The sequence below is a fragment of the Rhizobacter sp. P3_B12 genome (assembly GCF_056402895.1).
Genome location: NZ_JBFUGN010000073.1, coordinates 1 through 13367, shown reverse-complemented (window position 1 = coordinate 13367; position 13367 = coordinate 1). Strand labels below are relative to the sequence as shown.

12 protein-coding genes are annotated in these 13367 nt (G+C 67.3%); all 12 read right to left on the bottom strand.

Features of this window, described 5'->3' with window-relative positions; all coding sequences use genetic code 11:
* Positions 1 to 327: 327 nt before the first annotated feature.
* The gene (cas2, locus tag AC1D01_RS06715; protein ID WP_477865290.1) at positions 328 to 618 is read right to left on the bottom strand and encodes a CRISPR-associated endonuclease Cas2; all 291 of its coding nucleotides are present in this window, start codon (positions 616 to 618) and stop codon (positions 328 to 330) included.
* Positions 619 to 624: 6 nt separating this feature from the next.
* Positions 625 to 1653, bottom strand: coding sequence for a type I-C CRISPR-associated endonuclease Cas1c (cas1c, locus tag AC1D01_RS06710; protein WP_477865289.1), 1029 nt, complete (start codon positions 1651 to 1653; stop codon positions 625 to 627).
* 2 nt (positions 1654 to 1655) lie between these two features.
* Positions 1656 to 2288: a CRISPR-associated protein Cas4 gene (gene cas4 / locus AC1D01_RS06705; protein WP_477865288.1), complete on the bottom strand. Its 633-nt coding sequence runs from the start codon at positions 2286 to 2288 to the stop codon at positions 1656 to 1658.
* Between the two features lie 11 nt (positions 2289 to 2299).
* Entirely contained in the window at positions 2300 to 3253 is a 954-nt protein-coding gene (cas7c, locus tag AC1D01_RS06700; RefSeq protein ID WP_477865287.1) for a type I-C CRISPR-associated protein Cas7/Csd2, read from the bottom strand.
* 13 nt (positions 3254 to 3266) lie between these two features.
* Positions 3267 to 5132: a type I-C CRISPR-associated protein Cas8c/Csd1 gene (gene cas8c / locus AC1D01_RS06695; RefSeq protein ID WP_477865286.1), complete on the bottom strand. Its 1866-nt coding sequence runs from the start codon at positions 5130 to 5132 to the stop codon at positions 3267 to 3269.
* Positions 5129 to 5800: a type I-C CRISPR-associated protein Cas5c gene (cas5c, locus tag AC1D01_RS06690; protein ID WP_477865285.1), complete on the bottom strand. Its 672-nt coding sequence runs from the start codon at positions 5798 to 5800 to the stop codon at positions 5129 to 5131. Before cas5c ends, cas8c begins: the two co-directional genes overlap by 4 nt.
* Positions 5801 to 5836: 36 nt before the next feature.
* Entirely contained in the window at positions 5837 to 8209 is a 2373-nt protein-coding gene (locus tag AC1D01_RS06685) for a CRISPR-associated endonuclease Cas3'' (protein ID WP_477865284.1), read from the bottom strand.
* A gap of 163 nt (positions 8210 to 8372) precedes the next feature.
* Positions 8373 to 9623, bottom strand: a complete 1251-nt coding sequence (locus tag AC1D01_RS06680) for a TIGR02270 family protein (RefSeq protein ID WP_477865283.1) — start codon at positions 9621 to 9623, stop codon at positions 8373 to 8375.
* A gap of 5 nt (positions 9624 to 9628) precedes the next feature.
* The gene (locus AC1D01_RS06675; RefSeq protein WP_477865282.1) at positions 9629 to 10375 is read right to left on the bottom strand and encodes a hypothetical protein; all 747 of its coding nucleotides are present in this window, start codon (positions 10373 to 10375) and stop codon (positions 9629 to 9631) included.
* A 7-nt stretch (positions 10376 to 10382) separates the two neighbouring features.
* Positions 10383 to 11180, bottom strand: coding sequence for a hypothetical protein (locus tag AC1D01_RS06670; RefSeq protein ID WP_477865281.1), 798 nt, complete (start codon positions 11178 to 11180; stop codon positions 10383 to 10385).
* Positions 11181 to 11201: 21 nt separating this feature from the next.
* Positions 11202 to 12314, bottom strand: a complete 1113-nt coding sequence (locus AC1D01_RS06665; protein ID WP_477865280.1) for a DUF4150 domain-containing protein — start codon at positions 12312 to 12314, stop codon at positions 11202 to 11204.
* Between the two features lie 4 nt (positions 12315 to 12318).
* The coding region (locus tag AC1D01_RS06660) for a hypothetical protein (protein ID WP_477865279.1) at positions 12319 to 13367 on the bottom strand (1049 nt) is incomplete at its 5' end.

Sequence of the window (13367 nt, the reverse complement as noted above, 5' to 3'; positions counted from 1 at the left end):
GTCTCGGGCGGAGAGTTCCTCCTCGACGTTCGTTCGGTTTCAACCCACGTGCGCCTCAGACGAGACGCACGACGTCAAGGCCGCCGAGACTGTGCATTGCCCGGAAGGTTTCAACCCACGTGCGCCTCAGACGAGACGCACGACTCCACGCTCCCAACCGCCCTTTCCACCATGACTTTCTCGCCCCGAAACGCGAACCTCGCACAAGGCGAGTTCCGCGCAGCACGGCGAGCGTCTTGCACAAAGGAATTCCCTTTCAGGACAGGTGCTTGCGCGAAGCGCGAACCTGTCCGTGAGAAGGACGTCACTGCAGGTTCGCGAAGATCATCATAGAACCAGCGGTGAATCGAAATCGGTGGCCTTGAACTTGCCGTGCTCCCGCACTTCGCAGCCCTTCGAGTCCGCCAGACGATACAGGCGGAGACTGTCCTGCGTCGGCTCGATCTCGGACAACAGCCGTCGCTCCAACGTCTCCAGCTGCATCAGATCGACCTGACACTCGAAGACCGACTTCTGCACTCTTTGCCCCGTCCCCTCGCACACCTTGGCCACCCGGCGCAGTCGTCGCCGACCCGCCTGCGTCTCGGTGCTCACGTCATAGCAGACGATCACCAGCATGGCCAGCTACCTCGGCGTGAACGGCGGATACTCGGCGATATCACCTCGCACGCATCGCGCCAGCAGGCGTGCCTGCGTGAGCGGCACCAAACCCAGCGGCACCGCCTGGGCCAGCAACGCATGCGAGATCTCATCCTGCTTGCGCTCCTGAAAGGCCACCACTACCGCCTTTCGCGCATCGCCCTCCAACAGCACAGCACCACCCTCCCTCACAGAGAAATCCGCGACACCGATCTGCCCACGGTTGACCAGCGTCAGTGCCAGTCGGTCGGCCCMGGGTCGAAACTCTTCCACCAGATCCAGTGCCAATGCCGCCCGCCCCGGGCGCACGGCATGCAAGAAGCCGATCTGCGGGTCCAGCCCTGCCGCCTCGCACGCAGAGCGGCTGTCGTTCGTCCACATCGAATACAGGAACGACAGCAAGGCATTCATCCTGTCGCGTGGCGGCCTCCGGCTTCTGCCGTTCATGCTGAATGCTTCTCGCAGATCAGGCCGCAACAGCCGGTTCAACGCCGCAAAGTAGGTCCGCGCCGCCTCCCCCTCCACACCGCGCAAAGCGTCAAGCCCGTCCACGCCCGGCAAAGCACGCAAGCTGGCCGCCAGATCCTGAGCCGAGCGCTCCAGCACGGCCTCGTCGTCGCCCTGCTTCGCCTCTCGGGCGCCGCGCAGCAGCACTTGCCGCTGGTTCTTGAGCTTGCCCGCCACCATGGTCCGGGCAATCGACATCGTCTTCTGCGGGTCCAGCGCGGCCTGATGCTGCGCCTGCCTCAACAGCACGTTGCCCGACACCTCGCCTTCCAGCCTGGCCTTGAAGCGCCCGTTGACATCGAGCAAGACCAACGCGATGCCATCCTCCGCCAGCCGGTGCATCAAAGGCGCACTGACACCGACGTGACCGAAGCAGACCACGGCTTGAAGGTGATGCAGCGGCACGCGCAGCCGCGTCTCGTTCTCCACCTCTACACGCAACGTGTCGTTGTCCAGTCGCACACGGCTGTCAGGCAGGGTCACGTAGAGGGTGTTCAACAGGTTCATCGCTACGCATCCGGATCAAACAAGCTCGTGCCGACCGGCCGCGCAGCCAGGCGTCGCAGCGCTTCGGGTTGGCATCGCTCGCGCAGCGAGCAGTTCTTGCACCGACGCTCGTCGTCGGTCGGCGCAGGCAAACGCCCCGCATCGAGCATCGCGCGGATCTCCTGTGTGGTCTCCACCACCTGCGCGCGAAGCGCATCCGTGATCGGCACGATGCGTCGCCGTCGCGACGAGGCGTAGTACAGCGCGCCCTCGCAGACACTGCGGCCCGTCATGTCTTCCAGGCACAGCGCCTGGGCCGCCAGTTGAAGGTCGTCGCACGCGGCGATCTCGGCCACCTTGTGGCGGGATCCGTGCTTGTATTCCACCGGATAAGGCGTGCCGTCGGGCTCGAACTCCACGACGTCCGCCTTGCCGATCAGGCCGAGTCGGTCGCACCACAGCGGCAGTGCACGCTCGATCCGGAGCCCCGCGCGCAACTCGAACCCTGGCTGATCCACCGTCGAGTGGACAGCCTGCCCGCGCAGGGTGTGGACGTTGTCGTCGAACGACTGCTCCAGATGGATCAACCCGCATTGGCGGGCACAGTACGCCCAGTGCTGCAGGGCCGACAGTGGCAAGGGCTCGATTTCGCCCACAGCTGACTCGCTCAGCCAATCCTGCGAATCAGTTTCACGCCCGCAGGAAGTGCCGATTCGTCCACCGAGACCTCGTAGTCGGCAAAGCTGCGCGGCACCGCAGCCCCATCGCGTCGGCGGACATGAACCAGGTCGAACAGAGAATGCGCATGGGCATTTCCCAACTCAGACGCATGCTCGAACACGAAAAGAGCCCTGGTCGCCATCTCGCCACGGGCGGCTGAGCGGTCATGCTCGAACATGTCCTCCAGCGCCTTGAACAGGATGCCTAGGTCGTCCTGTGAGAACTTCGTCTGCTTCGCCAGGAAGGCCGACACGAAGCCGTGGGAGCGGTACAACCCGTAGGGCACGGTGTGCTTGCGGCCCATCGTACGGTTGTCGCCCTGCTGCTTCTCCGCCTCGGCTTCGGTCGCAACGGCCATGCGCGTGATCGCATGCTCCAGCGACACGATCGGGTCGATGGAGCGGGCGAACGTCAGTTGCACCGGACCACGCACCTGCCCGCAATTCACCCCGGTCGACATCACGGCGCCGAAGGTGCGCACGTCGAAGAAGTTCTGGCACATCCAGGCGCGTGCCTGCTCCACGTCGGCACCACTGCCCTTGCGTTGCTTGTCCTTGCCCGGCTTCTTCTTGCTGCCTTCCTCGGCTTCAGCAGCCGGTTCGTCGGCCGGTGCATCCAGCTTCAGGGCCGAATAGGCGCGCTGGTTCTGCAGATTGAGAATGGCCTTCTCCCGCACGTAGATCTCGTAGCGCAATTGCCCTTCGGACGGCTCGGACTCAGCCTGATCCTGCGTGAGGGCGACATAGTTCCGCACCTTGCGCTTGAGGGCCACGTCGGTCACGAGGCCATGGCCGGATTCGGCATCCAACCGCGGCAGGTTGCCAGCATCCGGATCACCGTTCGGATTGCCATCCTTCACGTCGAACAACAGCACGAAGTCGTAGCGATGGGTCAGGCTCATGTCGATGTGCTCCTCAAGCGGTCTGCGGGATGGGTGCCGATTCGGACTTGCTGGTAAAGAAGTCCTGGCGTTGGTGGTAGTAGCCGAGTGCAAAACGGGCCCGCTCGGCCAGCGGCTGGTTGGACGGAAACTCGAAGTCGGCAGGCAGCAAACCCCAGATGCCTCCCAACAAGCGATCCCGCAGCACCTGCAGCCCGAGCTTGCTGCGCCCCAGGTCGCGCATGTGGTGCTGATTGAGCTGCACCAGCCGCGGGAACACCGTGGCCGGGTTGCCCATTGCCGAGCTGAAGTAGGTGTCGCGGATCGTGCGGTTGAGGTCTCGGCCCGCAGCATCCGCCTGAATCCGCTCGTAGGCGGCAAAGAGCCGGCCCAGCAGGTAGGCCGGGTCAGCGTTGGTGTCATCCAGGGCCACGTCGATCTCCTTTGCGTGAAGTTGTCCATGCCGTTGCAAGCGGTTCAGGCAAGCCTTGAGCACAGCTGCGCGGTGATAGCTGACGTTGGGCACCGGCTTACCCGTGTCCGACTTGCGAGCCTGGTCGGCGCAGCAGCGCTGCACGGTGGCCTGCAGCCACGTGGCCGGCAGCGGGCGGCCGGACAACACCGAACGCATCACGTCACCGCCCAGGCGCGGTGGGATGTTCTCGGACTTGCCCTGGACCGCAGCGGCCGTCAGCAGACGAAAGAGCGTCGGGTACTCCGGGTCGACCGGCCCCCGCACGATGCGCAGGTCTTCGAACCATTCACGCATGCGAAGCGCCAGGTCCTTCAGCGGAGCCGCCCACCAGAAACGGATCGCGATGCGTGCTGCATTCGGTGCGAGTCCCAGCACGAAGAAGCGATGATCACCGTCTCCGCCATCGAAGCGACCGCTGTGGATGGACTCCAGCAGGTTGCGAACACGCTCGGTTCGCGCGTCGGCATCGTCCGTGGCGCCTGCCTCTCCAAAAGCGTCGACGAACCAGTCTTCCATCGGGGCATCGTCGGCTCGCTGCGACCAGAACACCGTCGAGGCATCGCCCACCTGGATTCGCTGCCGCGAGCCTCGTTCGAGCAGGTGGTTCAGTGCAGTGGTGTAGCCGAACGCGGCCGCGGCTCCCACGGGGGCGTTGCCGCCCTGCTCCTTGCCGTGCGAATTGAAAGCATCGAGATTGAAGGAAACGATGTTCGCACCCGACGACTGAGCGTTCCAGACGCCCTTGATGGCGGTATGCAACCTCTCGGCCGGCCCCCTTTCGCCCGTCACCAGACAGATGTCGCCAGGYGGCCCGCTCGTTGCGCCGGAACCGACCTCAACGGGCTCCGTGGTCACCATGGCGGCCACCGCGACAGCGGGTCGTTGGCATACCAGGTCGTTCTCCGATGCCATCCGAAAACTGAGCACCGGGTTTGTTTCGGCAATCTCTGACCAGGCCGGCTGGAGCGCCAGTACGTCGGTCTGATCCTTCTCCAGAAAGGCAACAACCGCACGGAGTCCGTCGTCTTGTTCCGAAACGGCAGGGAGCTCTAGGATGCGAGCCTTGAACGCCGCTCGCATGTCGCGCAAGCGGGCCAGATACTCATCCTTCTTGCCCTTGGCGGATGCATCAGCGAGCTTCTTCGCATCCGGCACACCGAGAACATACTCGGCGTTGTCCCACAACAGGTTCGCCGCCACGGCAGAAGTCTTCTTGACGCCTTGAGGCACGCGGTAGCGCGTTGCGATCTTCTTCTTGCCGTCGATTCGCCTCGTGTCCTTGATTGCCGCCAAGCGGCCGTCCTCTGCGAGTTCAAGGATGAAGGGAATCTCCTTCTCTTCCAGCCCCGGTGCCGGCAGGCGGTGCGCAGGATCCGGATCGGACATCTTGCGCACGTAGTAGTCGTGCAGCGATTGAAGAATCATCCCCGCACCTCCACGCCGTCGAGGTCCATCACGCCGCGCTCGACCTTCGCGCGGAAGAATGTGGGCTTCGGATTCGCCGTGTCAGCAAAGTCGAGGTCATGGAGCATCCATCCGAGGTCGGCCGTCCAGTCCTGCAGCGCAGGCGGCTCATGGGCAGGAACACGCCCGTTCTCGAGTGAGACCGGCCGGAAGCGGGCATCGAACTCCCTGCACCCCAGGTAGGGCTGGTTGACGCACTGGCCCTGCTCGGCTCGCCGGGTAAACATCGCGACGTACTTGGCCGGATTGCCGCGCGCCTCATCGGACACCAACTGCATCTCGGCATGAAGGCGATACGCGACGTCCCGAAGGAACAGCCCAGCTCGCTGCTGCCGCTCCTCCTCGATGTAGAGCGCAAGATCCCCTCGCCCCTCGTTCATCACAGTCGTCACGTTGCGGGTCGACACCACGGCCCCCACTTCGTTGCGGCGCACGCTGATCCAGCGGACAGGTTTCAGCACCTCGACGCGGCAGATCCGCCATCGGATCCCCGGTTTCCACAAGATCGCATCGAATACGGCCCGCGCCGCCGACGGGGTGATCACGTCGTACGAGACGCGCTCGACTTTCATCTCGGGGCGCGTGAAGCAGGCGTAGTCGCCAGCCACCTCAAGGCAATGAACGCGCATCTCTCATCCTCCTCGACTCTTCATGACGAATCATGCTCAGACGAACAGCGAACCCGGGTCGCCGGGCGCACCATCCACCTTGGCACCCAACAAGGGATCGTAGAAGCCGTCCCATCCTTCGGTCTGCACATACAGGCCGGGGCAGATCGGCACCTCGCGGATGTCGCCACCTCGCACCAGCGGGTCGACTTGGTAGCGGTAGATGGACACCCCGTAGCGCTGCAGCTTGCGCATCAGCCAGCGATCCGGCCCCAGGTGCTCGAGCATCCGCAGCAACTCGTTGATGTCCTGCTTGGCATTGGGGCTCTGGTATCGCACCAGCACCGTCGCCGCATCCTTGTCGTCGATCAGTCGGAAAGCCTCCGCAGCGTCCTTGAAGCGCACCGGCAGGGCTCGCTCCCTGGGATCCAGAGACAGGCACAGCGCCTCGCAAATCGCCTTGGCGTCCAACGGAGCATCGTGGTACAGCCGCCGAAAATACCGATCGAACAAGGGCAGCGCCAACGGATCCTCAGGGTGCTCATGCCACAGCACCTTGCAGGTGTCGCGCGCCTGCCGCATCAACCCGGGCGGAGCCTTGGTCGGCGGCACGAAGACGTGCACATCACCCAACCCCTCCAGGCGACCCTCACGGTTGCAACGCCCTGCCGCTTGGGCAACCGAGTCCAGCCCTGCCAGCGCGCGGTACACGACCGGAAAATCCAGGTCCACGCCCGCTTCCACCAAGTTCGTACTGACCACTCGCACCGGCGCCGCAGCGCCCCCCGTGCTCATGGCAACACGCCGCTCGCGCAGTGCCAGCTTGATCGCTGCAATGACATCGCTGCGATGCTGCGCGCACATTAGAGCCGACAGATGCCAGCACCCCTCGTCACTGTGCCGCTTCAGCAGCGTGAACAGTTGCCGTGCATCGGCCCGCCGGCTCACGATGGACAGCACAGCAGGATGCGCGGCGACTTCTTCTGCCAACTCTTCCCAGGCCCGCGGCACGTCCAGGCTGGCCGGCAGATGAACGCGCACGCGGCGCAACGCGGCATACAGGCCCGGTACGTCGTCAACGATCTCGGTGACCTTCGACGGATCGAATCCGCGTTGCAAGCCGCGCTTCGGGTCCGCGCTGATGCTCGCACTCAATACGGGCTGCGTGGCCGTGCACAGCACGAGGGTCACACCGTGATCCGTCACCAGCAGCGACAGCACATCGACGATGGGCTGCAGGAACTCCGCCGGCAGCAACTGCGCTTCGTCGAGCACGATCACGCTGTCGATCAGGTTGTGCAATTTTCGACAGTGCGAGGTACGCCGCGCGAACAAGCTCTCGAACAGCTGCACGTTCGTCGTGACGATCAGGGGCGCGTCCCAGTTCTCGCAAGCCAGACGCGACCGGGCCGTCTCCCGCTCGGGCTCGGCCTCGGCATTGCTGTGGTGCTCGACCACCACGTCATCGCCCAACGTCGCCAGGGCGCCGCGGAAGACCTCGGCCGTCTGCTCGATGATGCTGGTATAGGGAATGGCGTAGACGATGCGCCGCTTGCAGTGTCGGACGGCATGGTCCAGCGCGAATGCCAGGCTCGACAGAGTCTTGCCACCGCCTGTTGGCACAGTCAGCGTGAAGACACCGGGTGGACGTGAAGCCTTGTCGCGGCATTGGGCCAGGATGCCCGCCCGCAGGAGGTTGACCGGCGTGTCGTCAGCGCCTGCAGCGAGTTGCGCCAGATGCAGATCCAGCGTTGCCTTCACACGCGGCAAGTCCGGGCCGGCCTTGCGCGCATTCGCTCGCGAACCATCCATGAAGCGTTCGGTGTCCAGGAAATCGGCGTCGACCAACGCCGAGAAGATCATCCGCACCCAGAGCGCGAACCGACCCGGCATGTGGCCACTCTCGTTCGAGGCGGGGATATCGCGCAAGGAGAGGAGCTCGGGCAGCCCACCGCGCAGTACCGCATCGGGCGGCATCGCCGCCAGACAGGTTTCGAGCTCGCGGCGGGCGTCGGCACTGTCCAGGCGTCCCGCAAGCCCACCATCCCAGTTGTCCAGCCCCGCATGGTGACCCGCGATGACGTACTGGAAGACGCGCGACATCATCTGCCCGGCCGGGCCGTGGCGCTCCGTCAGGACGCGTTGTGCCCACAGAGCGCCGGCAGCGGAATGAGTCTTGTCGGCGTCCTTGATCCGCCCTTCCAGATGTGCCTCGATGCCGTTCGCGGAACGGATGTATTTCTGGAAGCCCTCACGATACTTGCCGAGGTCATGCCACTGCCCCGCCATCCGGGCCCAGTCCATTGCCCCGTGAGGCGCAAAACCGCTCGCGATCTGCGCGACTTGAGCGAGATGCTCTTCCAGCGCGTGAGGCCGCGGCGACTGCGTGGCGGAGTCGGTGAGCACGTGCGCCCAGAAACCGTCGTCCAATGGATGCGCTCCTGACAAGATGGGTGGCGGCGCAGGCAGCCGCGCCAATGCCGCGCATTCCCCTCCGACAGAACTACCCGGGAAAGCAGACAAAGCAATTCTGGCGTCAACGAACCAGCCGAGCCAATCGGGTTTCCTCGTCCTTCCTCTTCAGGATGCACTGTCACGACACGGCCGGTGTCAGCAGCTGAAGCTGGCGCCACGCCGGCGCATCCACCGGAAACACCACGCCGCCGGGCGCCGCGAGACACAGGTGCTGCGCGGCCGCGATGCGCTGCCGCTGGTAGCCGCGCCTCAGCACGGCGACGCAGTGCTGCGAGCTCGCGACCTGCCCCAGGAAATGACGCACCCCGGACGTGAAGCGCCCCGCCTGGCTGCGCCACCAGGCCGCCACCGCATCCTGCTGCGGCCATGGCAGGTCTTCGTCCAGGTCCATCGCCACCCGGTCGTCGGCAGGATCGTCGCCGGGCCCGGCTTCGACGTCGTCCGGTGCAGGCCGGTCCAGCCCAAGGGCGACCAGGTCGGCGCCAGTGATGAAGGTGAAGGCCTCGCCCGCTGCCCGGGCGGTGGTGGGATCGCCCATGTGCTCGATCAGCCACTCGGCATAGCGCACGTCGCCCGTGTGCCCGACGCCCGCCATCAGGGTGCGGGCCGCTTCCGGCTGCCCCGCCAGCGGCGCCAAGAGCGCGCGTGCGTCGGATCCGTCCAACGCCTTCAGCACGCGGCGCAATGCGCGCTCCTGCCACGGCCCGGACGAGGCACTCAACGACGACAAGGCGTCGATCGACGGCCCCCGGTCGCCCAGCAACAAGGCCGCCGCCGCGGCCCGGTAGCGGCACTCGGCGTCTTCATCGGCCAGCGCCCGCAGGCAGGCCGGCAACAGGTCGACGCGGCCCAGTTCGCCGGCGCAGCGCAGCGCGCGAGCCCGCAGCAGCGGGTCGGCGTCGTCGAGCGCCGGCGCCAGCGCGGCACCGGGATCCACGCGGTGGATCGCGCAGCCGGCCAGACCGATGCGCCGCCACAGCGGCGATGCGGATTGCAGCATCGCGTGGATCGTCCCGCGCAGGAACTGCGGCGATACCCAGCCGAAGGCGGCCTCCAGCATCGGCGCCCAGGCGGGCTGCTGCTCGGCCAGTGCGAGCAGTTGCGCCACCTGCCGGCCGTCGCCGCGCTCCAGGGCCATCAGCGCCAGCGGTGCCGCTGCCCACGGCGTGCCGTCGGCCAGCAGGCGCCGGCAGGCGTCCCAGGCCGTCGAGGCCTCGCGCAGGCCGTCGACCGGCGCCGCGAGCCGGCTGTCGAGGGCCTCCAGGTCGTCGAGCAGGTAGTGCGGCTGCGCGACGGCCAGGCTGCGCAGGTGCCACAGGAAGGCGGCCTGCCCCGCATGCTCCTCGGCGATGTCCTCGTACCGGTCCATCGGCCTCAGGGCAGCTGGCCGGCCTGGTAGCGGTACGGCGGCCCCGGCAGTTCGTCGTCATCAGGCAGCTCGCCCGGCGACGCGAGGAACGGATTCGTGTCCGGATCGATGCCCTGCAGCCAGGCATCCCAGAACGCCTCGTTCTGCGCGGGATCGTAGGGCTGCCCCGGGTCGCAGGCCTGCGGCGGCACCGGCGAGCCCTCGGTCGGGAAATCCTCGAACAGGTCAGGCTTGTGCTGCGCGAGCTCCACGTCGATGGCATGGAATCGCAGCAACCGGTGCATGCAGGCCTCCCACCAGTCGTCGAAGGGCCGGGGATCGGCCAGCACGTGGCGCACGAGGCTGCGCATCCATACCGCCTCGCGGCCCGGATCGGGATCGGTGCCCAGGTCGTGCAAGGCATTGTCCAGCAGCGCGATCGCCGCGCGCAGCGGCCCGAGCACCGGGCCCGCCCACACGCTCTCGTCGAGGTCCACCCGCACGCAATACGCAGGATGCACTGCGCCAGCCCAGGCCGCGGTGACGTAGAGCACGGCCTCCTGGTGCTGGCCGGAGGCGGAGAAGCGCTGCACGATCCACTCGGCGCTGGCGATCAGCAAGGCGAGCCTGGCCTTGCCGGTCAGCAGCGGCAAGCGTTCGTCGGCCCCGGCGTCGGTCAGGTAGTACGCGTCGGACTCCCAGGCGTCCCAGGCGAAGGGGTAGTCGTCGACGGCGATGCCGGAGGCGGCGAGGTAGTCGCGTGGTGGGCTCATTCGGATCTCACGGGGTGGGCTGGCGCGGGACGCCGAGGCGGTACGGTTCGCCGTCGAAGCCGAGGCGCAGCATCTCCTGCGGCGTGCGCAGGTAGCGGTTGGCGCTGCCGTCGAGGCGGGCCAGGAAGCGGGCGACCAGGGCCTCGCGCTGCGCCGGCTGGTAGTCGAAGCCGGGATCGAGCAGCTCGGGCGGCAGCGCCGGGCCGCGACGCGCGGCGATGAAGCGCTGCCAGTCCTCGGGGTTGTCGAAGTCGTTGCGGTAGCGCGCCGGCCCCTTCGGTGCGCGGGCCTGCTGCTGCACCCGTGCGATGGCCTGCTCGAACCAGTCGACGAAGGCCGGGCGCTCGGCCTGCGGCATGACGTGCTGCACCACGTGGGCGGCGTGGAAGGTCTCGCGCACCGGGGCGTGGAGGCTCTCCCAGTACGCGGCCCGGTCCATGCCCTTCCACAGGTACACCGCCACCTCCATCAGCGCCGACAACGCCGGTGGCGCATCCGGCGCCGTGCGCACGCTGCCCGCGGAAGGGTCCACGTAGCGCCAGTCGACCTGGTACGCCAAGGCGGCCTCCGCCAGTTCCAGGCACGACGCCGCCTCGGCGGCGGCATCCATGAAGCGCACGGCGGCCCAGGACAGCAGCCCGGCGCACAGGCTCAGCTGGCCGCACAGCGTGGTGTTGTCCAGCTTGCGCAGCAGCGGCGTCACCGCGTTCACCGGCCCGCAGTGCCGCTGCGCGCCGCGCCACGCGAAGTCGATCGGCGCGTGGCGGATCGACGCGGGGATCCAGGGTGGCAGGTGGGCAGACATGGGCACAGGCGCGGGGTGGGGTCAGCTGCAGGCGGTGGTCGGCGGGCACGTGGGCTTCTTCATCTCCAGCTGGCCCTCCCCGTTGCGCTCGCACAGCCAGATGTCCAGGCAGCCGGCTTGCTCGATCTCGCAGATGAGCTTCGCGCAGCTCTGCTTGCACGGCGACTCCTTGGTCTGTCCGTTCGCTTCGCCACCTGGCCAGTCGATGGCGAGCAGCAGCGATCCGCCGTTCGGGTTCGGATGCGTCAGGAAGATCTCGTCGATGATCTTCGGCTCCGCATGCGCCGGGTAGTTGGGCGTCATGCTCTCGTAGCTGCCGTACTGGAAAGGCGTCTTCTCGCGGCCGGATCCGAAGCACGCCAGCGTGCCGTGCGTGTCCCGGTCCCTGGGCTCGTAGTCCTTGCCCTGCGCCTGCGCCTTGGCCTGCCTGTCGAGCTGCGACTGCGGAGTGCTGGCCTGGAAGTTGAGGTACTCGCGTTGCGCCGGGGTCAGGCTCAGCCGCCGTTCCTTGGTGCTCACGCCCACCGACCAGCCGTTGCCCATGTTGCCCTTGCTGCTGCCGCGGACCACTTCCGTCGCACCGCTGGCATCCCGGAACACGCCGTGCGTCACGGTCTGGCTCGTGTCGAGCTTCGCGTTGTTCTTCCGCGCCTCCGTATTCTTGACCTCCAGCTTGTCGCAGTCGGTGCCGAAATCCGGCGGCCCCTTCTCGGCCATGCTGGCCCCGGTGGCACCGCCCGCGGGATTGCCGTGGTTGTGCGTCGTCAGGTCCATGAAGCGGGTGGCGTTGGCCCCCTCCACCATCACGTCCATCGACCAGGCGGCGAACTTCATCGGGCCGGTGATGTTGTGCGACACGACGTTCATGCCGAAGCTGCGCGTCGCCGCCTCGTCGCCGGTGCTCTTGCTGTAGGTCGAACTGTTCTTCTTGCCCACCTCCTGGCCGCCGATCTTGACCGTGCGGCTGCCCCGCGCGGTGTCCTTCGCGAAGGCGGTGTTGGGGTACGGGATCGGCACCGGCCCGGCCGGCGGCCCCGGCGGCGACAGGCAGACGTCGGGCATCGCGGCGATCGAGCGGTTCGTCGAGGCCTTGCCCGACACCTCCAGCCCGTTCGCGAAGACGTTCCTGCCCACGGCCTCAAGCCCGGCGCTCGAAGGCGGTGACCAGGGCGACGCGCTCGCCGTTGTCCTCGCCGGCGTGCAGCAGCGCGTGATGGCTCGGCGCGTACGCCTTGGCGCCGGCCTCGAAGGCCCAGCCCAGCAGGCACGGGAAGATCGCCGCCCCGACCTCGCCGATCGACTGGGCCGGGTGCCAGGTCTCCACATGCCCCTTGGGCCGGCGCGACACCCCCTCCGGCGGCAGGCGGTCCAGCCGGCCGGCCGCGATCGCCGCCTCCTTGAACTTGAAGCGCTCGCCGTTGTGGTCGCTGACCGTGAAGTTCAGGTCGAAGAACGGCACCTGGGCCATCTCGAGCGCCTGCTGCATGGCCTGCGTGAGACCGTCGCCGCGCACCGGGTCGTTCTCGTTGCCCCCGTCGCCGCTCGCCTCGTGGCCCACGCCGATGCCCTGGATCAGCAGCTCGTCCGCCTCGAAGGCGCCGCTGCGCCCGACCAGCACGGCACAGGCGGCTTCGCCGGGCAGGAAGCCGTTGCTGTTGGTGCCGCACTTCAGGCGCCGGCGGCGCATGTAGTGCGCGACGACGACCTGGCGCAGGAAGCTTTCGACGCCCACGATGATGCAGCCGGGCGCGCCATGGCGCCCGAGGAGATCGTCCGCGACCTGCAGTGCGGTCAGCATGCCGGTGCGCCCGCCCGCGATGGTGCCGCTGCCGGCCGGCAGCGCGCCACCCCAGTGGCGGGCGAGGTCGCTCATCACCATCGGTTCGAGATCGGGGGCGCGGAACGGCCGGTCCGCGGGCGGCAGGATGACGAGCACCGGCAGCGCGAGGGCACCGGCCGCGTCAGGCGCCATGCCGAGCTCGGCGGCCTGCTGCGCGCATTGGGTGATCACGGGAATGGCCAGCGGCGCGGTCATCGTCGGCCCTTCCCACCACTGGTGCAGGCGCGGCCGCGCCGCGTTCAGGTCTTCGCCGACCGTGAAGTCCCACAGCTTGGCGCGGCGGGCGCCGTTGATGCCGGCGCGCATCGCAGCGCAGGTGGACGGCCCATCGGCGCCCACCGCGGTGA

What these genes read in the sequence shown, in the direction of transcription:
- cas5c (WP_477865285.1), bottom strand. Translation starts at nt 5,800, where the DNA reads ATGCGCGTTCATTGCCTTGAGGTGGCTGGCGACTACGCCTGCTTCACG.
- cas7c (WP_477865287.1), bottom strand. Translation starts at nt 3,253, where the DNA reads ATGAGCCTGACCCATCGCTACGACTTCGTGCTGTTGTTCGACGTGAAG.
- AC1D01_RS06680 (WP_477865283.1), bottom strand. Translation starts at nt 9,623, where the DNA reads ATGGACCGGTACGAGGACATCGCCGAGGAGCATGCGGGGCAGGCCGCC.
- cas2 (WP_477865290.1), bottom strand. Translation starts at nt 618, where the DNA reads ATGCTGGTGATCGTCTGCTATGACGTGAGCACCGAGACGCAGGCGGGT.
- AC1D01_RS06675 (WP_477865282.1), bottom strand. Translation starts at nt 10,375, where the DNA reads ATGAGCCCACCACGCGACTACCTCGCCGCCTCCGGCATCGCCGTCGAC.
- AC1D01_RS06670 (WP_477865281.1), bottom strand. Translation starts at nt 11,180, where the DNA reads ATGTCTGCCCACCTGCCACCCTGGATCCCCGCGTCGATCCGCCACGCG.